Consider the following 24,375-nt stretch of genomic DNA (forward strand, 5'->3'; position numbering starts at 1 on the left):
GGGAAATCCTCTAGGCGCTGATCCTCGGATTCGCCCGGCGATCCTGCGCGACCTGTGATCGGTCTGCTGATCGCCGGCGCGATCGGGGCCTGGGTGCCGCGGTCCTGGTCCGTTGCCCGGGTCGTCACCTGACCGGCGTCGCCGGTGGCCCCCGCGTCAGCGAAATTTGCCGAGGCCGACAGTGCTGAGGGGAAGCTCCAGCCGCAGGGTGGTGCCCGATCCGGGCGGGCTGTCCAAAGAGATTCGTCCGCCGAGCGCCTCGGCGCGGTCTTTGAGGCCGAGCAGCCCGGTGCCCTGGGCCATAGCGCCACCACGCCCGTCGTCGCGGACCTCGACCCGCAGCAGATCGGCACCCTCGGCCTCGACGATGTCGGCCCGGACCTGGACCAGCGAGGCGGCGGCGTGTTTGGCGGCGTTGGTCAGCGCCTCGGAAACCACGTAGTACGCCGCGATCTCGACCTGTTCCGGCAATCGCTGCTCGACCGCGACGTTCAGCTCGACGGGCACGGCGCTGCGCAGCGCCAGCGCCTCCAGGGCGGCGTCCAGCCCGCCCTCCGCCAGGACAACCGGATGAATGCCACGGGCGAGTTCGCGCAGCTCATCCAGCGCGCTCGTCACCTCGCTGACCAGCGAGTCCAGCTCGACCGCCAGCTCGCCGGAATCGGGCGGCGTCCCCGCCTGTGCCGCGCGCAGCCGAAGGGCCAGGGAGACCAGTCGCTGCTGGGCGCCGTCGTGCAGGTCGCGCTCGATGCAGCGCCGGGTGTGGTCGGCGGCGGCCACGATCCGCGCCCGCGACGCGGTCAGCTCGGCATACAGCTGGGCGTTGTCCAGCGTGACGGCGAGCTGGCCGGCGATGAGCGTGACGGCGTCGAGCCGGTCGGTGGTGAACGCGCCACGCAGCAGCCGGTTCTCCAGCAGCAGCACCGCCCGCGGGCTACCCCGGCTCAGGATCGGTACCGCCAGCAGAGCGCAACAGGCCAGCTCGGTGAAGTACGGGTCGCGGGCAAAGCGGTCATCGCCGGTGGCATCGCCCACGACCAGCGGTTCACCGGTGCGCTGGACGTAACGCAGCACCGACATCGGCAGCTCGTGCTGGTGGCCGGTGCCGCTGATCGGGGTGGTACCGCCGGCGGGTGTCGGCAGTAGCCAGTCGTGCCGGTCGTTGTCCCAGAGCAGCAGGTGGACCGCGGTGGCGCCGGTCATCGCGCCGAGTACCTCGACCACCCGGGTGTGCAGCTGGTCGATGCTGGTCTGCGCGCTGAGTGCCTGCGACGCGGCCACGATGCCGAGCAGGTCCAGGGTGCCGGTGCTGACCCCAGCGCGGTCACGCGAACCGTCGGTGGGCTCCTCGCCGCCGACGGTCACCTCGAGGGGGCGTAGGGCGGGGTAGGCCCAGTCGAGTTGGTCCACCTTCGCGCTCGCCCCCCAGGCCAGGTAGTGCTCGCGGGCCTGGGCGAGCAGGGCGTAGCCGGCGTGATCGTAGCTGCGGGCCAGGAGAAAGCGGGCCGCCCGTTCGGTGATCAGGGCTCGATGCCAGGGCCGGGGACGGCCGGCGACCTCGCGACGCGCGATATCGAAACCCAGTGCGGCGGCGCGGAAGTCGCCGAGCGCCCAGGCGCGTTCGGCTTCGAGTAGCCGCAGCAGGTGTAAGAAGTTATCCGGGGCGGCCGCGGCGCGGGCTGCCAGCCAACCCGTCACCTCATCCAGCTCGGACAACAGCTCCCGACGGTCGTCACCATGGCCGGCGCGGACCTGCCCGGCGAGGGCCAGCCCACGCAGCAGGCGGGCCACGGCGGTCGGGTACTGGCCGAGGGCCGCCGGCAGCAGCGGCATCGCCGCCGCGGTGTGCCGCGTCAGGCCGGCCGGATCGCTGAAGATGGCGGCGGCCAGCGCGCGGGTGAGGTGCCCGTTGAGAAGCGCCAGCGGGTTGCCGACGTACCTCTCGGGCGTGACCTCACCAGCCGCGGCGGGGCTTTCGCCGCGGAGCACACCGGCCAGCCAGCGGTAGCCGTCGAGCCACTGGGCGATCTGTTCGCTGCCGGTATGCCGGGCGAAGGTTAGCGCGGCCTCCACCTCGGCGACGCAGGCGTCCAGCGATGGCGCGGCGTCCAGCAGGCCCGTGACGGCCGGGTAGTAGGTGTGTCCCGCAGTGGCCAGGTCACCCCCGGCGATCAGCCCTTCCCGGGCCCACTGCGCATCGTGGACACCGTTTTCGATCGGCTCGCCCCAGCAACTCAGGATAGCGAACAGGAAGCGAGCCTTCGAGGTGCCGGGCTCGTAGCCGCGGGCTTCGCCCAGCGCGAGGATCCGCCGCCTTCCCCGGTACCCGGCAGGGTAGTCGCCGCGCAGCACCACGGCGTGGAAGGCCGCGTGGCAGGCGGGGCCGACCAGAGCTCGGGCCGGGCCGTGCTGGATCACGATCCGCAGCGCCTCAAGACTCAGCCACCCGTGTATCGAGAAGTCCTGGCCGAAGTACGCCGGCGGCAGCGTTGCGTCGATCAGACCGGACGCGGCCAGCAACAGGGGGTCGGTGATGTCTGGCCGGGCCAGATCATCGGCGGCGTCGGTGTGGTCCAGCCACCGGTATAGACGGTCGGCCTGGCGGTCGAGCTCAGCCGGCAGACGGTCTGGCGCCGGGACGTCCATGCCGAGCTCACGCAGCGACTCAACACCCAGCACGACCGCCTCCGCGAATCGGGTCCGGTGGGTCAGGCTTCTCATCTGCACCGCCGTCGGGTCGGCGCGCTGTAGGGCGGTGGGGTGTAGCTGCTCGATGGTGCGGTACTCCTCGTCGGCCTCCTCCAGACGTCCGATGCTGTACAGGGCGGCGTGCCGGCCGGTGTGCACTGCGATCAGCGTGGCGGTCTGGCCCGGGTCGATCAGCCGCAGCGCGCCCGCCAGGAGTGCGTTCACCAGGGCGTACTCGCCGATCAGCGCCGCCTGGTCGGCGGCGCGGCGCAGTAGTCGCACCACCTGTGCGCGTTCCGAAGGATCGTCGACCGTATCGGCCACCGGCAGGTACTGCTCGGCCGCGACGGCGAACAGCTCCGGCACCTCGCCCAGCCGTCGCGCCATGGCCAGCTGCAGGGTGCGTCGCCGCGGCGGGTCCAGCCCGGCCAGGATGGCCTCGCGGATGCGGTCGTGGCGAAACCGCACCGCCTCCCGCGCCCCGGGCTCGGCCACCAGCAGGGCCTCCTCCAGGGCCGGCGCCAGCGCCTGCTCCACCGCGCCCGCTGGCGTCGCGGTGGCGGTCTGCAGCAGGCTCAGCTCGACATGCCCGCCCAGACACGCCATCGCCTCCAGCACCCGCCGCGACGGTGGCGGTAGGGCCTCGACGCGACCCGCGAGCAGCGCGGCCACGTCGGAGCCGCCGAGGTGCGTGCGCACGGCCGTGGTGTCCCACCGCCACCCGGCGGCGGTCATCGCCAGAAGGACGTCGCCGCGCAGTGCGTTGAGCAGCTCCACCGTCTCGTACGGATTGCCGCAGGTGCGCGGATGGATCAGCTCGGCCAGGCCCGCCGCCGTGGCCGGGTCCACGTGCAGCATCTCGGCCACCATGCCGACCAGACTCGACACGGACAGGTTGTCCAGCCGCAGGTGTTCCACGTCGGCCTGCTCGCTCCATCGGGACAGCGGTAGCGCCAGCGGGTGCGCGGCGTCCACCTCGCCGTCCCGAAGGGCGCCCACCAGCAACAAGCCCTCGACCGGCTCCTCGCTGAGCAGTAGGTCGACGAAGCCGAGCGGGGTGCGCCCGGCCCACTGCAGGTCGTCGAGGAACACCACCAAGGGTCGTTTCCGGGAGGCGACCGCGCGCACCACCGCCACACCCGCCCGCTGTATGCGCACCTGTGCGGTCAGCGGGTCCCCCGCACCCGGCTCCACGGCCAGCAGCGCGGCGAACTCCGGCACCACCGCAACCAGCAAACCCGCGTTGGCGCCCACCGCCCGCAGGATGCGCTCGCGCAGCCGCGCGAGCTCATCCTCGGGCTCGGCCAACAGCAGCCGACCCAACGCCCGAAACGCCTGATGTCCCGCGCTGAACTCGCTATCCCGCCGATACTGGTCGAACTTGCCCGCCACGAACCAGCCATCGCCGCCGGTCACCACCGCCCGCAGCTCATCGACCAGCGCTGTCTTGCCCACCCCCGCCGCCCCACCGATCAGCACCCCACGGCATCGACCAGCCAGCGCGGCCTCGAACGCCTCCTTAAGTACCGCCACCTCCGCCTCGCGGCCCACCAGCCGCGACGGCGGCACCAGCCGCACCGGAAAATCACGCCCACCGACACCGACACCGACACCGACACCGACCGCCGCCGCCGGACCGCTCTGGACGCGCCGGGCCCGCTCCAGGTCATAGACCAGCCCTTCCGCGCTCTGGTAGCGGTGATCCGGTTCCTTCTCCAGCAGGTGCAGGATGATCGCCGACAGCGGCGCCGGGACAGCCGGGTTCACCTCCGCAGGCGGGGGCGGCACCCGGGCCAAGTGGGCATGCACCAGGCGCAGCGGGTCACCCGAGCCGAACGGCGGCGCACCCGTGGCCAGCTCGTACAACGTCGCACCCAGCGCATAGAGGTCGGCGCGATGATCCACCGACCGCCCGGTCCGACCGGTCTGCTCCGGCGCCAGATACGCCAACGTCCCCACGATCTGGGTGTGGTGACTGAACTCCGGGCGCACCTCGACCAACGGCCTCGCCAACGCGAAATCCACCAAACACGGGGTGCCATCGCCCGAGAGCACGACATTCGCCGGAGTGATATCGCGGTGCATCACCCCGCGGCGGTGCATCCCGGCCACCGCCCGGGCCAACCGCACCGCCAGCTCGATCAGCTCGTCGACGTCCAGCGGCGTAGGCACCCTCGCGAGGCTGGTACCCCCGACGTCCGCCAACACGATCGAGTCCGGATATGTCGGCGCATCCAGCAGTTGCGCGACCCCCACCACACCGCGCAGCCGGCCCAGCATCCCCAGCTCGTGGCGCAGCCGCCGCGGCGCATCCGCCCCGAGCGGCTCCTTACGGATCACCGTGCCGCCGGGCAGGTACAGCCGAGTCACCCACGTGCGCTCGCTCTGGTGCACTACCTCGGCGCCAACCGGGGAATCTAGCTCCGGCCCCACCCCGCCTGCCCCCATCCGATACCCACACACCCCCCGACCCGCACCTCATACGTCCCCACACCCATGCCAGGGCCAAGGCGAGAGCTCAGGGAAGCGCGGGGTGGGGCGCGACGGCGATCCCGATCACCGGCCGACGTGCCGTCCCCAGCCGGTGATCGGGTGGGGACGATCTCCTCGCGCTCATGGCTGACACGAAACCCACGGCCACACTCTTCACGCACGGAGACTGGAGCGACCCCGGGACTGTCACGGGGGACCACCCCGGGTTACCGGGGAGAAACGTCCGCACACCCCGGGGTCGGGTGGGTGCGCGCCGGCTGCTCGGTGGAGAAACGTGTCCGCGTGGATGTCGCCGAACGGGAACGAGCAGCCACGGCTGCCAGGGCAGTCCCCGGCCTGGACTAGCGTTGAGCGGCGTGGCGCAGGTCGTCCATGTCGAGCTTGCCGGCGGCGATGATGTGGTTTGCGAGGTCGCTGACTCTGATGTTGAGTCGCTGCGAGGCGTTGCGTAGAAGTTCGAATGCCTCGTCTCTGTCCAGCTTGCTCTGGGCCATCAGCAGGCCGACCGCGGTTCCGATTTCGCGGCTGGAGCTCAGCGCGTTGAGCAGGTTGTTAGCGAGTGCGCGTTCCCGGGAGCCGATGATCGCTATTGCGGCGTGGGTGGCCAGGATCGCGGCCACCGCTTGCGCGTCCGCGTCGAAGGCCGCGGGGGTGCGGGAGTAGAAGGTGATAATGCCGATGGTGTCGGTGTCGGTGAACAGGCGCACCGCCAGCAAACTGCGGACCCCTGTCAGCTCGACTGCCTGGGCACTGAACGCCGGCCACCGTCGCTCGCTGGACAGGTCCTCGACCAGGACGGTGTGTTGATCTCGGATTGCGTCCAGGCTCGGGCCCTGGTCGGTGCGGTACTGCAGCTCATCAACTCGCGTCGGCACGTCGTCGGTGGCCGCATCGGTGCTCCGCCGGTCCCACTCGTGGATCAGTGAGACTCCGCAGTGATCACAGCCTGGGACGTAGCGCGTCGCGACCGAGGTGATCTCCGACAGGGTCGCGCTCGGCGAGTTCCCCGAGCTGAAGGCGCGGGCGATCTCGGCAAACCGATCCGCCCAGCCATGGTCACGCCACTCGTTCCTGGCTGTCCTCCGGTGTGCCAGTCGGAGGTTCGCCGATGCTGCGGAACGAGAGCTGGTCGTCATCGCGGACCTCTCCTCCACTGGGTGCGTCACCAGTACGCGGCAGCGTAAGCGGGCGGAGGGATGTACGTCAATAAAAACGTATGTTTAATCTCGCGTGTCTTGACTCGCGGGTTTATACTCAGCGCCGATGTCTCACGCACAGGACCAAAGCAGCTGGACGCTCTTGACCGCGCACGGGCGCGCCCTGGTGGCGATCGCCCAAGATCCCGACGCCAGAATGCGGGAGCTGGCCGAGGTGGTCGGGGTGACCGAGCGCACCGTTCAGGCGATCGTCGCTGACCTCGAGGCCGCGGGCTACGTGGCCCATACCCGGGTCGGGCGGCGCAACCGCTACACGGTGCACCTGGACCGCCCGTTTCGTCACCCCGCTCAGGACGGGCACCGGGTCGGCCCGTTGCTGGACCTACTCGGCCCGCCCGCCGCCGAGCACGAATAGACCCCTGACCCCTGTCGGCTTCAGGTTGAGCGTGAGCGTGAGATCAGGGTCGGGGCGGTTTGCGCGCGAGAAGGAAGGCCTGGGGGGACCGCTCAGGCTCCTCGGGCGCGCGACGGACCGTGGCGATGACCTCTAGCCCGACCTCGCGGAGCTGGGTGGTGACGTGGTCCGGGTCGAGGCTCCAGGCGTCGAGGTCGAGATCGTGGCCGTAGGCGTGGGTGATGCGCCGATGGCCGTCGCCCACCTGGAAGGCGAGCTGAAGGTGGCCGCCCGGCCGAAGAATGCTGCCGAGCGTCCGCAGCGTTGAGGGGAGCTCCCCGGGCGGCACGTGGATCAGCGAGTACCAAGCCAGCAGCCCCGCGAGGGATTCCGGGGCGGCGGCCGGCGCGTCGAGACGGCCAGTGTTGAACGACAACGTGGGGAAGCGGCGGCGTGCCTCGGCAACCATCGCCGGTGAGAGGTCTGCTCCCGCGACGTCAAGCCCCAGTTCGCGCAGATGCCCGGTGATGCGGCCCGGTCCACACCCCAGATCGAGCACCCGCCCGCCGCCCGCGGCCGTGACATGCTCGGCGAATGCGGACAGCACCGCGCGGTCCCAGATGTTCGTGGCGAGGTTGTCCTCGAGCAGTCGCGCATAGTCGACCGCCACCTGGTCGTACGCGTGCCGGGTTGCGGCGTAGGTGTCGTTCATGTTCGGAGACGCTAGAGCGGTGCCCTGACAGCAACACCCGGGTCGCCGGCTCACCCGGATCGACCACCGTGGCGTGCCACCTCGGCTGCCGCATCGACGTCCCGCTCCGCGCCGTGAGCCACCCCCTGATCCGGGAGGAACCGTGACTCCGCCCGCATTCCCCCACCGCGAGCCCCCCGACGAGCCCGCCGACGAGCCCGCCGACGATCTGTCGACCCCAACGCTGCTGACCGTGCTGCGTGACTGGGGTCGACTCGGTTGCGTCGGGTTCGGCGGCCCACCCACGCACATCAAGTTGCTGCGCGACCTGTGCGTCACGCGCCGGCGATGGATGGGGGCCGCCGAGTTCGAGGACGCGATCGCGGCATGCAATCTTCTGCCCGGGCCGGCGTCCACCCAGTTGGCGATCTTCTGCGCCTGGCGCGTCCGCGGCCGGATCGGGGCCGTGCTCGGCGGGGTCGCGTTCATTGCGCCGGGGCTGGTCCTGATCCTCGGGCTTGCCGCCCTGTTCCTGGCTGGCACTCCGCCACGGTGGGTGGCCGGGGCCGGCGCCGGCGCCGGTGCGGCGGTGGCCGCGGTCGCCGTGCAGGCCGGGTGGGCCTTGCTCGTGCCCAGTTGGAAACGTCCCCGCGACAGCGGCCGAGCGCGGTGGTTGATCTACCTCGTCGCCGGGGCGGCCGCGGCCGCGGTGATCGGTCCGTGGCTGGTGGTCGTCCTGCTCGGTTGTGGTGTGGCCGAGCTCGCCGCCCACCACCAACGGAACGACGGCGCGCCGCATTCATTCGTCGGGATCCCGGTTCTCGCGGCCGGCGCTGCCGGGGTGGGCTCGCTGCTGTCGCTGTCGTGGGTGGCGTTGAAGGTCGGTGCGCTGTCCTACGGCGGCGGGTTCGTGATCATTCCGCTGATTCAGGCCGACGCCGTGAACCACTACCACTGGATGAACGCGACCCAGTTCCTCAATGCTGTCGCGCTCGGCCAGATCACCCCTGGCCCCGTCGTGCACACCATCGCGGTCGTGGGCTACGCCGCCGGCGGAGTCGCCGGCGGCCTGCTCGCCGCCGCGGTCGCGTTCGCACCGTCGTTCGCGTTCGTGCTACTCGGCGCCCACCGCTTCGACGAGCTCCGCGGCAACATCCGAGTGCGCGCGTTCCTCGATGGCGCCGGCCCCGCCGCGATCGGCGCGATCCTCGGCTCCGCCGTTCCCCTCGCCACGGCACTGACCCAGACCTGGCAGTACGCCATCTTCGCCGGCGCCGCGGTACTCCTGCTCCCGCTCGGCAGGGGCGTGGTCCTCACCCTCCTGGGCGCCGCCGTGGCAGGAGTAGTCCTCACGTCCGTCGGCGTGCCCCTGCCTCGCTGACTCCGGGACACCGAGCCGAAACCGGGCGTCTCCTCGGTGTCCTGGTCGGCGGCCGCGTCGGCCACGCTGCACTGCCTCACCGGCTGCGCGATCGGGCGCCTACCACCACCACTAGACGCGGATCGGGCCCATGGTGCGGAGGTGAACGGTGGGATGGCTACAGTCGGAGTTGTGCCGACCCGGTCCACCACGGCGTTGCGTCAGTGGCTGTTGATCGTCGCGGTCGCCGCCGGTCTGGTCGGCATGCACCACCTCGTCGCTCCCGCGAGCCCGGCTCCCGGCGCACAGCCCGACACGGTGGGGATGGCGCCGACTCACCTGGGCATGGACATGGGCGGCCCGCTGCTGGCTACGGCGAACCAACCCGTGTCGGTGAGCGAGCCGGGTTGCTGCCCGTGCATGGGCGCGATGATGGGACACCCCTGTCAGGCGGTGCTGGGCGCCGACGCGGACGCGGCGGCCGAGGCGATGCTGCTCGCGGCGACGGCGGCCTCACGCGATGCACCGCTGGCCACGCCCGGTGCCGCGGCGAGCACGCTCCCGGCGCGTAGCCCACCGAGCAATGGTGTCCGGTTCTCCCAGCTCGGCGTCTGGCGGCGCTGATCAGTCACCCGCTGTTTCCGGTGACCCATCAGTAGCGCACAACACAGACGTAAAGGACACCACCATGATCACGCGTACCGTCGCGACCCGAACCGCCACCGTCGCCGCCGCTCTGACCCTGAGCGCGGTTCTGGCCGGATGCGCCAGCAGCACCAGCCCGACCAGCAGTGCACCGCCAGCCACCGCCAGCAGCCCAGCCACCACCAGTAGCCCAGCCCCGGCGGCGCAGGCACACAACCGGGCTGACATCACCTTCGCCACGGAAATGATCCCGCACCACGCCCAAGCTGTGTCGATGTCCGCACTCGCCGCGCGGCAGGCCAGCTCACCGCGGGTGAAAGACCTGGCTGCCCGGATCGAGGCCGCTCAGCAGCCCGAGATCGACCAGATGAGCGGTTGGCTACGTGCCTGGGACGCGCCGGTGCCCGACACCGACGCCCCGGGCACGGGCGGGATGAGCGGCATGGCCCACGGCGACACGAGCCAGAACAGCCAACCCGGGATGAGCCACGGCTCCGGCGCGATGCCGGGGATGATGTCGCAGCGGCAGACGCATCAGCTCAGCCAGGCCAACGGCGCCGCGTTCGACACGATGTTCCTGCAGATGATGATCGGCCACCACCAGGGCGCGATCACCATGTCCCAGACCGAACTGGCCGACGGTGAGAACCCCGACGCCAAGACGCTGGCCCAGAACATCATCACAGCTCAGCAGCGCGAGATCACCGAGATGCAGACCATGCTCGCCCACGGGTGAGCCATCGGTAACCGCTGCCGGGCCGGCCTGTCCGTCAGATGGGCGCCAGCTTTCGTCTATTCGACTGATGATGGCGCAGCGGTAGGGCGAATACCGTGCGGCTGGCTGTCGACTCACGGGTTTGGTCGGGGAGCCCGTTTGAAGAGGCAGGTGGTCCGCCGGCGGTCCCCCGGTCGGCGGGCCACTTGTCGCCGCGCGCTTATCAGGATTGGTAGGACGGCGCCCGCCCGGGCCGCCGAATTTAACCGGCACGCTGGACGCCCTTCGCGACCTCGCCGGCGGCTCGGTCAGCCAGGTCAGGGGCCCCAAACGACCCGGCCGCGCGGTGAGTATCGGTCCGGTACACGGTCGCGATCGATCATTGCACGCGGTCGCGTCGAACTCTAAGGTTGCCTCACTCGCATGGGTGACCTGTCGGCGGATCTCCGGCGTTGTTCACCTGGTTGACCATGCGTCACGAGGAGATGACTATGCGTGGCCCAGTCGACCAGGTGAGGACGATGCCATGACCCAGGACGAAGCCACCACCAAGACCCAAGAACCCCAGCATTCCCTAGACGCCGAGCAGGTCGGCTACAAGCAGACCCTCCAGAGCCGACACGTCCAGATGATCGCCATCGGCGGCGCGATCGGGACCGGGCTGTTCCTGGGTTCGGCCTCCCGACTGCACAGTACCGGGCCGGCGCTGCTGTTCAGCTACGCCTTCGTCGGGGTCATCGCGTTCTTCCTGATGCGCGCGCTCGGGGAGCTGGTGCTGCACCGGCCGACGTCGGGCGCCTTCGTGTCCTATATGCGGGAGTTCTACGGCGAGAAGTGGGCCTACGTCACCGGGTGGATGTACTGGCTGAACTGGGCGCTGACCGGGATCGCCGAGCTGTCCGCGGTCGGGCTGTACATCCAGTACTGGTGGCCGCAGATGCCCACCTGGGCAACCGTGCTCATCGCGCTGGCCGTGGTGCTGGCGATCAACCTGATGTCCGCCCGGGCGTTCGGTGAGTTCGAGTTCTGGGCGGCGATCCTGAAGGTCGGCGCGATCGTGATCTTCCTCGCGGTCGGTCTGGTCGTGGTGATCGGCGGGTTCAGCATCGGCACCCACAAGGCGGGGTTCTCCAACCTGTGGAGCAACCCGGGCGGCTTCTGGCCGGCCAGCGGCGACTACACCTGGTACGGGCCGATCCTGGTCATGTCCGGCGTGGTGTTCGCCTACGCGGCCATCGAGATGGTCGGCGTGGCGGCCGGCGAGATGGCCAACTCAGAAAAGGAAGTACCCAAGGCCGTCAACGCCGTCATCTACCGGATCGCCATCTTCTACTGCGGCTCGATCCTGCTGCTGGTCTCCATGCTGCCCACCACCGAGTACAAGTCCGGGACCAGCCCCTTCGTCACAATCTTCGACCGGATGGGCCTGCCCTGGATCAGTACGCTGATCCAGGCCGTGCTCATTGTGGCCGCGCTGTCCAGCCTGAACTCCGGCCTCTACTCCACCGGGCGGGTGCTGCGCAGCCTGGGCATGTCCAAGCAGGCGCCGAAGTTCACCCTCAAGATGAGCGCCTCGGGCGTGCCGTGGGCAGGCATCGTCATGACGTCGGTGGTGTTCGTCCTGGGCGCCGCGCTCAACGCGTGGGTCCCGGACGCGTTCGAGATCGCCCTCGAGGCCGCGGCGATCGGCGTCCTCTTCACCTGGGCCACTATTTTCCTCTGCCAGCTGCGGCTGCGCTCGCTGGTGAACCGGGGGGTGATCCCGGCCAGTCCGTTCCAGATGCCGGGTCACCCGTACACCAGCATCATCGGGCTGGTCTTCCTCGGCCTGGTCCTCATAGGCCTGGCCGTGTCGGGCTGGCAGAGCAGCCCGTACTTCGGCCACAAGGTCACCTTCCTGGTCGTCGTGTTCGGGATCCCGATCCTCGCCGTGCTACTCGCGCTGGGCTGGAAGCTCGTGGAGCCCGCGGTCATAGCCAACACCAACGGGCGGATCAAGGCGGTCTGGTCGAACGACGGGCCGACCTACGGGCCGAACGTCGACCCGGACGACCTCGACCCGGCCAAGCCGTCCGAAGGGAACTGAGATGGCGAACATGGTGCGACGGCTGGCCGCGGCGGCGCTGGCGGGGCTCGCCGTCGCCACCCTGGCGGCATGTGGTGGCTCCGGCGGCGCGGGGCCGAACCCCTCACCGGCGCCGGTGCCGGGGGCAACCCCCAACGGGCGGCTCACCATCGGGATCCCGTTCGACGAGCCCGGCATCGGGGTGAAGGACGGCACCAGCTACCGGGGCTTCGACGTGGAGACCGCGACGTACGTGGCCAAGGCGCTCGGCGTGCCGGAGGCGAACATCACCTGGAAGGCGGCCACCGGCGGCGACCGGGAGCAGCTGCTGCAGAGCGGCCAGGTGGACCTGATCTTCTCCACCTACTCAATCACCGACGCCCGCAAACAGGTGGTCGACTTCGCCGGGCCGTACTTCGTGGCCCACCAGGACCTGCTGGTGCGCCGCAACGACGAGGAGATCACCGGACCGGAGACGCTGAACGGCAAGGACCTGTGCGCCGTGTCCGGCACCACCTCGGCGGCCAACGTGCTGGCGCGCTACCAGGGTCGGATCCGACTGAAGGAGTTCTCCAGGTGGTCCGACTGCGTCCAGGCGCTGGCCGACAGCCAAGTTGACGCGGCGACCACCGACGACGTCATCCTGGCCGGTTTCGCGGCCGAGCCGCAGTACCGGGGTGTGCTGAAGCTGGTCGGTAAGGGCTTCTCCGACGAGGTCTACGGGGTCGGCATCCGGAAGGGCAACACCGAACTGCGCGACAAGGTGAACGCGGCGTTGAAGCAGTACGTCGCCGACGGCTCGTGGCGGAGTGCGCTGAACATCACCGTGGCGCCCTCGGGCTACAAGATCCCCGACCCGCCGAACCCGGGCAGCGCCTGAGCGGCTCAGGGCGTGTCCGTCGGATCGTCACAGATCCGCCGGACTCGCCCTGGTCCGGATCTCCCACGCACGCCACGGGAGGCGTGGCTGGCTCCCGTGGCCAGGATCGACGCCGATGATCCGGCCGCCGGGCAGGGCGGTGGTCTCGTGCTTCGCCTCCTCGTCGACGACGGTCAGCAGGGCCAGGTCCTCGGTGGCCCTGAAGCGTCGCCGCTGCCAGTCGAAGATCGAGTCATGACCGTGGATCTGGCTGAATGGCAGCGTCGTGGCCAGCCAGCTGGGCAACAGCTCGGTGGCGGTTTCCGCCCACACCGGGCCGACGCTGCGGGCGCGCCGCCGTCCGTGTAGCAGCGTGCCGGCGCGGAACAGCGCACCGTCGTTCGCGCCGATCAGGGAGTTGATCCTGGTCGCGGCCTGTTCGGCGCTGCTCGTCACAGTGAGCGCGGTACGCCAGAAGCCCGCCGTGACGCCCGCGTGGGTGATCAGGAAGCTCTCCCCGTTGTTACGCGAGTCGTCTCGCACCCAGGTGGCCACCCGCATCTGTCCCTCGGCCCACCAGCGGCGCAGGGTGTCCCCGGACCGGGCGCTGATCCGCTCCGGCCAGTGGAACACCGGATCGCGCAGGTAGTGCGCCTCGTGGTTGCCGACGAGCTGGACCCACTGGGTCGGCTGGTGGGTCAGGTAGCCGTCGACCAGGGCGACCACCGCGTCGGAGGCGGGGCCGCGATGAACCAGGTCACCGACCTGGATGACGGTCAGGTCGTCGGGCAGCCGACCGGTTGCGCTGTCGGCGCCGAGCCGCCGGAGCTCGGTACGCAGCTCGTCGATGTGGCCCGCGACGTCGCCGATGACCGCAACGCGGTGCGCCGGGCCGCCCGGTCGGTCGGAGCCCGGCACTAGGAGCGCCCTGAACGATGCATGCTCTGCTGCGCGGCGCCCAGTCGGCGCCTCGCGGCGTTGTCGTCGCGGCCGATACAACAACGGTATCGGCCACTCCGAGAACGACACAAGCCTTGCGACGCATCCCACTGGATCACCGCTCGCGACGAGCGGCACCATTCAGGACCCTCCTAATGTGCCGGCTCCGGTGAGGCCCACGCCTCGGTGGGGACGAACTGCGAGATGTTGTCCATCCGGCGCTGGACCGAGGAGATCTCCCGGACCGCCTGGGCGATCACGCTGCGGTCGATCGAGGACATCCGGCTCATGGTGAGCAGGTCGGACGGCCGGTCGCCGGCCCGGTTCTGCATCAGCTGGTAGCGCAACCGCAGCCGTTGCAGGACCTCGAACGCCTCGATCAGCATCCTGGCCTGCTCGTCCGGCAGCATGGCCGACCCGGCGGCCACCCGCAGCCGCTCGGTGGTGGGCAGCGCGGCGGAGCCGACGCTCAGCGCGGCCCAGCGCGCGATGTTCACGATGGGCAGCAGCGCGTGCGACTTGATGTCGAAGATGTCCGGCCGGCGGGCCAGGATGTTTCGCATCGGTCGCAGTTTCGCGCGCTTGGACAGCGACTCCCGCAGGAGCAGTCGCATGGTGCCCGGATGGCGGCGCACGTCGCCGAAGACCCGGGTCACCGCCGGCAGCCCCGGGTCGCCGTGGATCGGCCTCCCGTCCACCAGCAGCGACATCATCATCGCCCCGTTGTGCTCGGCCGGTGCGGCCATCCACTCCTCGGCGGCCAGGCGCCAGTCTTCGTTGGTGCGGGCGAACAGGGCGTGCCGGGCGGTCGCGCCGTTCTCGTCCCCGTGCAACCCGGCCCGCTCCAGCACCTGGTAGACCTCGCCGAATGCCTCCCGGTAGTGCACGATCTCGGCGTTCGAGACGGACCCGTCGAACGCCGCCGCCGAGTCGACGTCCGAGCTGAGCACCGCCTCCCGCCGCCCGTTGCTGCCCAGCGACAGCCAGGTGAAGGCGTCCACCGACAGTTCCGGGTGCTCGGCGAAGACGAACCCGATCGCGCGCCGGACCAGCGTGTCGACGACGGTGGAGTACACCGCGATCACCCGACCGGAGGCCAGGCCGCGGGACAGCAGGTCGCCCAGCATGGCCGGTATTCCGGCGGCGTGGCTGGTCAGGTCCTCGACGGAGGGGGCCCGGCGCAGCTGCTCGTGCAGCGAGACCCCGGCGGTACTGGGTGAGATGGCGAAGTCGCGTGGGCAGACGACCCCGCGCAGTCCCCCGGCCCTGTCGGTCACCAGCAGGAACTCGGCGTCCCGGTCGAGCAGGAGCAGCAGCGCCTCGGCGGCGGAGTCGCCCAGCACGGCGGTGGGCACCGAGGTGTCCATCACCGAGTGCGCGGGAGAGCTCGACGGCAGGCCCTCGACCAGCACGTGGGTACGCAACGCCGAGTCGGTGACCAGGCCGAACCGTCCGGTCTCGAGCGGGACCACGGCACAGGGCGCGCCCTCGGCGGTCATCCGCCGGGCCACCTCCGCGACCGGGGTGGACGGCTCGACGACCAGGGGAGGCCGGACGATCAGATCGTCGACCAGGCTGTAGGTCGGGGCGGCGGGCACCCGGCCTCGGGCCGTGGACACGATCTCGACCAGGAACCGCGCCCCGCGGCGCGAGGTGAAGACGGGCGCCGCCAGTGCGGCGGGGACGCGCGCCACGACCACCTCGCCGGCCGCGACGGCGCGTGGCCCGATCGAGCGCTCGGTCAGCATGGCCGAGAACCCGAACATGCCGCCGGGCGAGACGACCTCGTCGGGCCCGTCGGCGCGGGTGTCGGCGTCGTTCCACAGGTGCACGTGTCCCTCGAGCACGACGTACACCTCGCAGGACGGGTTCCGGAACGCGTCCAGGATGAGGTCGCCGTCGGCGAAGCGGTCCACCCGCGAGCCCTGCGCGATAGCGTCCAGAGCGCCCGCGCCGAGTGAGTCGAAGGGCGGGTGCTTGGCCAGGAATGCCGCGAGCTCGGCCGGGTTCACGTCCGTCATGCTGCCACAACGTCCCGACGTGCCAGCCGCGATTTGCGGCTCGACCTGTGTGTTGTCATGAGGCATGCGTGAACTGGTGGTCCTCGACGTCTTCGGCGGGCCCGGCCCCACCGGCGGCAACCGGCTCGGGGTGATCGTCGGAGACGACACTGCGCCCGGAGCACGGCAGCGACGAGCGGCGGAGCTGGGGTACAGCGAGACGGTGTTCGTCGACGACGTCGCGGGCGGGGTCGTCGACATCTACACCCCGAGCATCCGGCTGCCGTTCGCCGGACATCCGCTGGTGGGGGTGTCCTGGCTGCTGCGCGCCCGGCTGGGCACCTGCGACGTGGTGCACCCCGGAGCCGGTGCGGTACCTGCCGGGGTCGACGGTGAGTTCAGCTGGGTGGCGGGTCGGGCGGACTGGGTCACCGGACGGACCACGCTCGAGTTGGCCTCGCCCGCCGAGATCGACGCTCTGCCCGGCCCGCCCGTCGGCGAGGGCTTCCTCTACACGTGGGCATGGGTCGACGAGGCGGCCGGCGTGGTGCGGGCCAGGGCCTTCCCGCGCCGCGGCGACGCGATCGTGGAGGACGAGGCCACCGGTGCGGCCGCGCTCCTGCTCACCGCCGAGCTGGGGCGTTCGCTGACTGTGCACCAGGGCGTCGGCTCCGAGATCCGTACGCGGCCGCACCCGGACGGGCGGATTGCGGTGGGCGGCCGGGTCACGCTGGTCGAGGAACCCCGCACGACCGGCGAGCGGAACGGACCGGCGAATGTATCGCGATCGGGCCGTGTCCGACGCCGTCCAGACGGCCCAACCTGGGTTCCGCTCGGACGGAACCCCAGGCCCGACGGCTAGCCGAGAGAGCCGCGCCTTCTGCCGAGCAGGATCGCGGCCGCGAACAGTGCGACCGCCACGGTGCCGGTGGCCGTCAGGACCGCGAGTGTGGTCAGGCGGTCCGGAGCGAGGTGCTGCAGCAGCCAGTAGCCGGCGGCTATCGCGGGCAGCATGGCGAGGGTGGCGAGGAGGGCAGGCACCCCGTGCCGAGGGTCGACGAGGTGCTCCGGCCGGATGTGCCGCCGCAGCCGGTTGATCACGGTGGCGGCGGAGACGACCTCGCCGACCAGGATGGAGATCATCAGCATGACCAGGGTGAGCTTCGGGTCGGAGGTGAGGAACACGGTGGCGACCGCGATGACCGTGCCGGCCGCGAAACCCAGGATGCTCGCCCTGCGGGGGCCGCGGTCGTCGAGGCGGGCGAACAGCGCCCGGCGGCCGAGATCGTGCAACCCGGACACCAGCTGGCCGATCGCGGCGATCAGGAGGCAGGCGGTGAGCTCGTCGACCAGCGCCTGTTGGTGGAGCTGACCGTTGCTCAGCAGGTCCGCGGTGGGGCCGGCGAACGCCAGCAGCAGACACAGCGGGGGCAGCGCGGCGAGCGTCGCGTAGTAGAGACATTGCCGCCACGCCGCCGCGAAGCCCGGCCAGTCCGCGTCGGCGGCGGCCCGGGCGAGGCGGGGCAGCGCGGCCATCGAGACGGCGCGCCCGGCGACGTAGGACAGGGCGTAGAACAGCTGCGAGGCGAGCTGGATGACCAACACCCCGCCCGGCACGGTGGCGGCGATCACCGCGAGCAGGTAGTCGGTGGCGGCCGGAGCGGCGGCCACCGGGGTGGAACGGGTCATGCGGCGTACGCAGTCCTGCGCCACCGGTGACCGGTGCAGTCCCCAGCGCGGCGCCACGAGCAGCCCGACACGTGCCGCCCCGTAGAGCTGCAACCCGGTGTGGACCGCCACCGCCGCGGTGCTCCCCACGCCCAGCCAGACGACCATCGCCAGCGGTGAGTCGCCGACGTCCAGCCCGGTGCCGAACACCCGCCCCACGATCAGCACCATCGCGATGGTCGCGATGCTCTCGAAGGTGGGTGCCCCGGCGGCAAGGGCGAACCGGCCGCTGCTCTGCTGCGCGGCCACCGCCAGCGAGATGATCGTGTACAGGACGATCTGCGGAGCCACGAACATGATCAGCACCGCTGCCAGCAGCCAGGCCCGGTCGCGGTCGGGTCCGGGCACCCCGAGTACCAGCGACCACCCCAGGACCGGCGACAGCAGCGCCAGCGCGGCCGCGCACACGCCGGCGATGGTCAGCAGGCGCCCGGACACCCGGCCCAGCACGTCCCGGGCGCCGGCCGTTCCGGCATCAGCGCTCGCGCGCACCACCGAGGGGACGACGACCATCGCCACCATCGGGCCGGCAAAGATCGTGAACACGTAGTTGGGCAGCGTGTAGCCGGCCTGGAACACGTTCGCCAGATACGTCGGACCGAGTACCGCACCGATCACCAGGACGCGCGCCATGCCGGTGGCCCGGCTCAGCAGCGTCCAGACGGCCACGCTGGCCGCGGCCCGCTGCATGCGGCCCCGGGAGTTCGCTGAGCCGCCGCCACCGGCCGATGAGTCCACAGATCTCACCGCCGAGGAGCGCATCGTCCCCGGTCATCACTCATGCAGGCCACTCCCTGGGAACAGACGGATGCCCGGCGGGGTGCCGTGCGGACACCTCCCGCCGGGCACCGACGAGACGAGCTGATGGAGGTTACAGGAGGACGGTGGTCCGGTCCTTCTCCGCCAGCGGCACCACACCCAGCGGGGCGTCCGGGTCGACCTTGTAGCTGAGGACCCGTTTGTAGGTGTTCTTCTTCTCCATGCCGGTCTTGCGCCAGGCGGCGGTGAGGGCGGCTTTGGTCCAGAACGCGGGGCCGTCGAGTGAGTTGGATCTGGGCGCCCAGTGGGCCTTGTTGCGCAGGATGCCGTTGCCGTAGTGCATGGCGTAGGAGCGGCGGATCTGGGAGGTCCAGTGTTCGGTGGTGAGTGAGACGCTGAAGCCGTCGAGGTTGCTGACCCGGTGTGGGCCGTTGAGTGACCAGTGCAGCATGTCGCCGGGTCCGAGGTCGTGGACTTCGGCGTAGTCGTCGAACCATGGCTGGTAGTCCAGCTCTTCGGTGGTCAGGCTGCGCACGACGTTCTCGATGCGGGTGGGCTGCAGGAACGGCTCGGTGGGCGGGTAGATCCAGATCCGCTTGCGGCCGCGGATCTGCCAGAGGCCTTGGCCGGGGACGTCGAAGTGGTAGTAGACCCGGGCGGTGGGCGAAGAGATCAGCAGGCCGAGTTTGCGTTTGAAGGTTTTGAAGTCCGGCATGATGGTCTCGAGCTCGTCGTACATCTGCGCGAGCAGGTCGGCGAAGCGCGGGTCGGCCTTCTCGATGGCCATCAGGTTGATCCACACGCGGCCGCCGCGGACGGCGTCGAGCACCTTGGCGCCGGGTTGCCCGGCGCGGTCGACGTGTCCCCAGATCGCGGGGTCGTCGTCCATCGTCGTGATATCGATGCGCTTGAGATCGATGGTCTCGACCAGGTTCGCCAGCGACTCGTCGGAGAACAGGTCCTCCCGCTCGGCCAGGTTGTGCCGCAGCTTGACGGTGTGTTTGCCCCAGAGCTGGATATCGCGCGGCGAGATTGCGTCGAAAACGCGTGGCACGGCTTGGAACCCCCTTGTGGAAACTCTCAGGTAATAGTTTAGATCTGCCCCACTTTGAGGCAAACGAAAGTCGCGGTGGAACGTTACTTGCGGGTTTTCCCCGCACCGTGTCGCATCCACTGCCTGGCCTTGTCGACCACCACTCGGCCGGCGGACCTCGAACCGAGAATGTCGTAGCCCCTGCGCAGCAGCGGCGAGGAGATCAGCTCGACCGCGCGGGGGTAGTGGTGCAACCGACCGCCGAAGCCGAGCTTGAACCGCGCGGCGCCCTCGACGGTCGGCGAGCTGAATCCTTCATCCGCCACCGCGGCCGCCGCGGTGGCGGACAGGCCGCCGAGGTCGAACTCGGCGTAGCCGTTCGCCTTGGCCCACTTCATCGCTTCCCAGTCGAGCGCGGAGGTGACGCTGAGCCGCACCGCCGGGCTCGAGCGGTCCAGTCCGGTGAGCCGGCACCGCAACACGCCACCGCAGGTCGTGAACAGCTCCGCCGCGACCGGCTCGCCGTCGACCTCCCCGACGAAGATGTCCACGTGGCCGTGGTCGGCGAACTGGTGAAACAGGGTGCGCACGTAGTCCGGGGACAACTCCGAGAAACCCTGGTGCTCCGCTGTCCGCCGCAGCAGGTCGGCAAGTATTTCCAGGTCCGCGACCCCACCGCGGCGCACCGCCACCCCTGAGCTGGCCCACTTGCCCGTCCAGCGCCGGATCCGTTTACTCAGCCCGGCCCGCAGCTCCTCCTCGGTGGCCGACAGGTCGATCCGCACGGTCGCGGCCGGCGCCACCCCGGCCATCGAGTCCCGGAACCCCCGGGCCAGCAGCGCGGCGCTGACGTCATCGCCTTCGACCGGCTGCACGAACAACGCACACAACCGGGTCCGGCCCAGCCCCTCCAGCGCGTCGGCCAACGCGGCAACCACCGCCGCCCGCGGTGCCGCCGCGGCGATGACGGGCCCGTAGGAGACGTATCCGATCCGCCCGATGAGCGGTGTGCGCCGGACCAGTACCTGCGCGCCGCCGACCAGCACATCCGACTGCCAGGCGAACACGTACAGCGGCTCGTACCCCACCGTGCGCCGCACCGCCGCCCAACCGCTGAGCTGGGTGACGTCACTTTCCTTCGTCTCGGACACAAGCCGGTCCCACGCACTCAGGACCGATCCGGACGGTTGCTCGCACACCTGCGCAGAGACCACGCCCACCTCCAGCGTGACGGGCTCGGCCACCACACCGGAGTCACCGGGTCCGGCCAACTCGTGCAGCAAGTCCCGTTTCATTTCCGCCGTCCCCTGTGCCACCGATGGCCGTCACCAACTCCACGAATGCGCGGATAATGACACAGGGGGGTGCCCTATACGCAGGGCACCCCGGCCGGTGGCGCAATCCGGACCACCAGAACTAGCAGGTAAATCTCATGTAAACGCACCATAAACGACAGAAACCGCGGTCGGGCCGTCCGGCAACCGCACCTTCCGAAATCGGCCGCCCGGGTCAGGCGCCACGGGGCGCGTACATGATGACCGCGACTCCGGCGAGGCAGACCAGGGCGCCGGTGACGTCGTAGCGGTCGGGCCGGTAGCCGTCGAGGGCCATGCCCCAGGCCAGGGAGCCGGCGACGAACACCCCGCCGTAGGCGGCGAGGATGCGGCCGAAGTTCGCGTCGGGTTGCAGGGTCGCCACGAAGCCGTAGAGGCCGAGGGCGACTATGCCAGCGCCGATCCAGGCCACGCCGCGGTGCTCGCGCACGCCCTGCCAGATCAGCCAGGCGCCGCCGATCTCCGCGATGGCCGCGAGGACGAACAGCCCGATCGAACGCAGCACAGTCATGATGATCACGATAACTGCCGGTGCGACTCCGCTCCCACTCTCAGTGGGTTGCCAGGAACTCGGGAGCGGGGCCCGATCGGGTGAAAGCTACGGTTGCTCCGGTTTTCGGACCATGAGGTACGCGGGTGCGGTGTTCTCGAATCCGGCCGGCTCCCGGACCGGTCGGGCGTCCGTCACCGGCTCCGCCCGGTTCACCAGCTCGGCGAGACGGTCGGGCGGCCACCGGGAGCCGTTGAGCGACACAGCGTGGCGAGTTCGGTGCGAGCTAGCTCCGCGTAGTCGACGGCGACGGTGTCACAGGACGTCCAGGTGCCCGCGTCGGTAGGACGGTTCGGTCACGCCGAGGACGGATGCCACACCGCACCGACACGGGTCGGGCTCGAACGACGGCGGCCTGGCCGAGGACACCCTGAGCGGCAAAACCCGTGCTCCGCGTCGCCACCCCTCCCCCCGGCAGCGAACCGACGCTACGCTGAGAGCGGTTTCCGCCGGTGGCACCTCGCCCCGCCGTAGCTGAGGTCGGGCACCAGGCCCGGCCTTGGGACGTCGAGGAGCTCACCGACCGATCCGAGGGTGTCGCTAGGCCTTGCATTTGACGATGTGATCGCTCCCTCGCACTCGAATTTGAGGACACGCCCATGAACTTCAACATCGGGCTGTTGATGGCCGTGAACAAGCTGGCGCGGTCCACGCCCTGGCTGCACTCGGTGGTGCTCGCCTACGCGATCTGCGGCCTCGTGGTGTTCGCCGAGCTGATGCTCGCCGGCTGGTGGATCGCACGGCGGCGGGCGGAGCTGCCCGCGGTGGCCGCCGCGATCTGGACTCCGGTGGGCATGCTCCTGGCGCTGGCGATCAACCAGCCGATCACGGCGACGTTCGCCGAGCGACGCCCCTACCTGCTGTACCCGAACCTGCTGATCCTGGCCCAGCACAGCCTGGCCCCGGGATTCCCCAGCGACCACGCCGTGATGGCCGGCTCGGTGACCGCCACGCTGTTCCTGGTCAGCCGCAAGCTCGGGTGGTGGACCGCGCTGGCCGCGCTGCTGATGGCCTTCGCCCGCATCTACGTCGCGGCCGCCTTCCCGGTCGACGTCCTGGTCGGGCTGGTGCTCGGCGCGGTGGTCAGCCTGGTCGGGTTCCTGCTCGTCCGCCGCCCCTTGGTGCGACTGCTGAGCTTCGCCGGGCCGACCATCTTCCGGCCGCTGATCACAGCTGGCCCCCGTCCGGCGGCGAAGGCACCGGTGAAGCCCGCCGTCGGATGACCGGCGCTCCCGCCCACGCGTTCGACCTCAGCTGACTCGGCGGTGCCCCAGCGTGCGCAGACGCCGGCGCAGGGATCGGAACGGGGACCCGCCGGCGGGCGGGTCGCTCACCGTGCAGCCACGCTGTGGTGAACGGCGCGGTGAGCGCCGCTGGACGGGCCGTGGTGGTGGGCACGTCTCGCGGTAGGTGCCGCAGTGCACCGGCAGTAGTCCGGTGGGGAACTCGACCAGGACGGCCGGCTCGCCGCAGTTCGAGCACGGGTAGGCAATGGGGTTCGGGATACGAAGCATCAGGTTTCTGCCCCTCTCCTTGCGCCGCGGGCCCTGGGGAGCGGGGCCGCCGCGACGGTGCCGATTTCATCGGCGGGCGGATCGGAATGAACACCACCGGCGGGCCGGGTGCGACACGAGGCCGGTGGAAGCTGGGTGTGGGGAGTGCTCTCAACCGTGCCGACAGGTAAGTGGTGTCAGGTCGGGCAAGGCCACACATCAGGTGTGGCGGGCAGCACCGCGTCGAGCGGCCCCGCGATCGCTAACGTCGCGCGCCCACTCTATGTGTACCCGCTCAGCCCGGCCAACAGGGCCAGCGACACGGGGACGGGCGCCACAGTGTGCGCAAGCCCATGCCGGCGCCCGGTGACGAGTGGGGCGGGTGTGATTGTTCGGCTTGCGGTGTTACGTTGATGCCGTGGGTCAACCGAGCGTTGACCTCGCGTTCACCCTGGGTGCGTCTCGGTGGTGAACTCGCCTACCTCTGGCCGGTCCGGGCCGGTCGACACACCGCGGGGCCTGGCCGTGGCCGCCCCTCGAGGTGTGGAACCGCGGCGGTGGATCGCCGCCGCCCCGGGGAAGGAAGGGAACTGAACATGGCTCGATCAACGACCTCCGGTGCTGCCTCTGGCACCGGCACGACGAAGAGCGGCTCGAACCTGGACCGGCGGCGGGAGGCGCTGCGCGAGCGCGCCGGCGCGGCGGCGGCGGCAGGTGCGAAGGTGTCGTCCCTCGACGAGCAGCTGGACGCCACCGCGCTCGCGCACCGGGACAACGAGGCGAGCCTGCGGGCGGCGCTGGACCGGGTCGCCGGGTTGAAGAAGGCCATCAAGGCAGCGGAGAAGCAGCGGGACAAGCTGCGCGCCGCACGCAAGGCCGCCCGCCGCGCCGACGCGAAGGCCCGCCAGCGCGCCGCCGCCGCCGAAGCCAGGTACGACCGTGCGGTGCTCGCCGACATGGTGCGGCGGGAGAAGGAGCGCGACCTGTCCAAGCACGACCGACCGGCCGCCGACGAGCCGAGCTCAGCCGCCAAGGAGGCCGCCAAGGAGACTGTTGCGGTCCGCAAGAGCCCCGCTGCCGTCAAGAGCCCCGCTGCCGTCAAGAGCCCGGCTGCGGTCAAGAGCCCGGCTGCGGTCAAGAGCCCGGCTGCGGTCAAGAGCCCGGCTGCCGTGCGGACCTCGGCTGTGGCGAAGAGTCCGGCCGTCGGGAAGACGGCGCCTGTGGCTGCTGAGGCGGCCGCCGGGCCGGACACGGCGGCGGCCGCGCCTCGGACTCGGAGCACCCGGGCCAAGGCCGGCACCACTCGCGCCGCCAACGGGCGCTCGACCGCCCGCGCCGCCAGCGCGCCCTCGACCACTCGCGCCGCCAACACGCGTTCGACCACCCGCGCCACCAGCACGCGCAGCGCCCGCAACGGCAGCTCCGCCTAGCCGGGCCTGAACAACGCCGCTCGTCGCTCGTCGCAAGGCCCT

The 24,375-nt window shown here is 70.6% G+C and carries 18 protein-coding genes; 9 read left to right on the top strand and 9 right to left on the bottom strand.

Annotation, left to right across the window (positions count from 1 at the left end):
* Positions 1-156: 156 nt before the first annotated feature.
* On the bottom strand, positions 157-5,058 hold the full coding sequence (locus ACTXG6_RS06215; RefSeq protein WP_445186799.1) for an AAA family ATPase: 4,902 nt from the start codon (positions 5,056-5,058) through the stop codon (positions 157-159).
* A 464-nt stretch (positions 5,059-5,522) separates the two neighbouring features.
* Entirely contained in the window at positions 5,523-6,317 is a 795-nt protein-coding gene (locus ACTXG6_RS06220) for a GAF and ANTAR domain-containing protein (RefSeq protein WP_445186800.1), read from the bottom strand.
* A gap of 163 nt (positions 6,318-6,480) precedes the next feature.
* On the opposite strand from ACTXG6_RS06220, the gene ACTXG6_RS06225 reads away from it, so the two are divergent.
* Complete coding sequence (locus ACTXG6_RS06225) at positions 6,481-6,753, top strand: winged helix-turn-helix domain-containing protein (RefSeq protein ID WP_445186801.1); 273 nt, start codon at positions 6,481-6,483, stop codon at positions 6,751-6,753.
* A 43-nt stretch (positions 6,754-6,796) separates the two neighbouring features.
* On the opposite strand, the gene ACTXG6_RS06230 is transcribed toward ACTXG6_RS06225, so the two are convergent.
* The gene (locus ACTXG6_RS06230) at positions 6,797-7,444 is read right to left on the bottom strand and encodes a class I SAM-dependent DNA methyltransferase (protein WP_445186802.1); all 648 of its coding nucleotides are present in this window, start codon (positions 7,442-7,444) and stop codon (positions 6,797-6,799) included.
* Between the two features lie 142 nt (positions 7,445-7,586).
* Here ACTXG6_RS06230 and chrA point away from each other — a divergent pair, with 142 nt between their 5' ends.
* The 5 genes from chrA (at position 7,587) to ACTXG6_RS06255 (ending at position 13,088) form a co-directional block, all read left to right on the top strand.
* Positions 7,587-8,804: a chromate efflux transporter gene (chrA, locus tag ACTXG6_RS06235; protein ID WP_445186803.1), complete on the top strand. Its 1,218-nt coding sequence runs from the start codon at positions 7,587-7,589 to the stop codon at positions 8,802-8,804.
* 153 nt (positions 8,805-8,957) lie between these two features.
* The gene (locus ACTXG6_RS06240; RefSeq protein WP_445186804.1) at positions 8,958-9,407 is read left to right on the top strand and encodes a hypothetical protein; all 450 of its coding nucleotides are present in this window, start codon (positions 8,958-8,960) and stop codon (positions 9,405-9,407) included.
* Positions 9,408-9,471: 64 nt separating this feature from the next.
* On the top strand, positions 9,472-10,164 hold the full coding sequence (locus ACTXG6_RS06245) for a DUF305 domain-containing protein (protein WP_445186805.1): 693 nt from the start codon (positions 9,472-9,474) through the stop codon (positions 10,162-10,164).
* Positions 10,165-10,669: 505 nt separating this feature from the next.
* Positions 10,670-12,229 (top strand): amino acid permease, encoded by a 1,560-nt coding sequence (locus ACTXG6_RS06250; RefSeq protein WP_445186806.1) that lies wholly within the window; start codon positions 10,670-10,672, stop codon positions 12,227-12,229.
* Position 12,230: 1 nt separating this feature from the next.
* The gene (locus ACTXG6_RS06255) at positions 12,231-13,088 is read left to right on the top strand and encodes a glutamate ABC transporter substrate-binding protein (RefSeq protein ID WP_445186807.1); all 858 of its coding nucleotides are present in this window, start codon (positions 12,231-12,233) and stop codon (positions 13,086-13,088) included.
* A gap of 27 nt (positions 13,089-13,115) precedes the next feature.
* On the opposite strand, the gene ACTXG6_RS06260 is transcribed toward ACTXG6_RS06255, so the two are convergent.
* Together ACTXG6_RS06260 and ACTXG6_RS06265 are read right to left on the bottom strand one after the other, a co-directional pair.
* Entirely contained in the window at positions 13,116-13,985 is an 870-nt protein-coding gene (locus ACTXG6_RS06260) for a metallophosphoesterase (RefSeq protein ID WP_445186808.1), read from the bottom strand.
* Positions 13,986-14,158: 173 nt separating this feature from the next.
* Positions 14,159-16,027, bottom strand: coding sequence for a putative nucleotidyltransferase substrate binding domain-containing protein (locus ACTXG6_RS06265; RefSeq protein ID WP_445186809.1), 1,869 nt, complete (start codon positions 16,025-16,027; stop codon positions 14,159-14,161).
* Between the two features lie 64 nt (positions 16,028-16,091).
* On the opposite strand from ACTXG6_RS06265, the gene ACTXG6_RS06270 reads away from it, so the two are divergent.
* Positions 16,092-16,868, top strand: a complete 777-nt coding sequence (locus ACTXG6_RS06270; protein ID WP_445186810.1) for a PhzF family phenazine biosynthesis protein — start codon at positions 16,092-16,094, stop codon at positions 16,866-16,868.
* Here the strand turns inward: ACTXG6_RS06270 and ACTXG6_RS06275 are convergent.
* The 4 genes from ACTXG6_RS06275 to ACTXG6_RS06290 all read right to left on the bottom strand — a co-directional run bounded on the left by ACTXG6_RS06275 (position 16,865) and on the right by ACTXG6_RS06290 (position 21,371).
* Positions 16,865-18,472, bottom strand: coding sequence for a lipid II flippase MurJ (locus tag ACTXG6_RS06275; protein ID WP_445186811.1), 1,608 nt, complete (start codon positions 18,470-18,472; stop codon positions 16,865-16,867). The genes ACTXG6_RS06270 and ACTXG6_RS06275 overlap by 4 nt on opposite strands.
* Positions 18,473-18,605: 133 nt before the next feature.
* Entirely contained in the window at positions 18,606-19,547 is a 942-nt protein-coding gene (locus tag ACTXG6_RS06280) for a hypothetical protein (RefSeq protein ID WP_445186812.1), read from the bottom strand.
* Between the two features lie 83 nt (positions 19,548-19,630).
* Positions 19,631-20,821 (bottom strand): lipid II:glycine glycyltransferase FemX, encoded by a 1,191-nt coding sequence (locus tag ACTXG6_RS06285; protein ID WP_445186813.1) that lies wholly within the window; start codon positions 20,819-20,821, stop codon positions 19,631-19,633.
* Between the two features lie 214 nt (positions 20,822-21,035).
* Positions 21,036-21,371, bottom strand: coding sequence for a YnfA family protein (locus ACTXG6_RS06290; protein ID WP_445186814.1), 336 nt, complete (start codon positions 21,369-21,371; stop codon positions 21,036-21,038).
* Positions 21,372-22,009: 638 nt separating this feature from the next.
* On the opposite strand from ACTXG6_RS06290, the gene ACTXG6_RS06295 reads away from it, so the two are divergent.
* A complete protein-coding gene (locus ACTXG6_RS06295) occupies positions 22,010-22,633 on the top strand; it encodes a phosphatase PAP2 family protein (RefSeq protein ID WP_445186815.1) in 624 nt (207 codons plus the stop codon).
* Positions 22,634-23,499: 866 nt separating this feature from the next.
* The gene (locus tag ACTXG6_RS06300) at positions 23,500-24,333 is read left to right on the top strand and encodes a hypothetical protein (protein ID WP_445186816.1); all 834 of its coding nucleotides are present in this window, start codon (positions 23,500-23,502) and stop codon (positions 24,331-24,333) included.
* Positions 24,334-24,375: the final 42 nt, after the last annotated feature.

It is taken from the genome of Pseudonocardia sp. Cha107L01 (assembly GCF_052566575.1).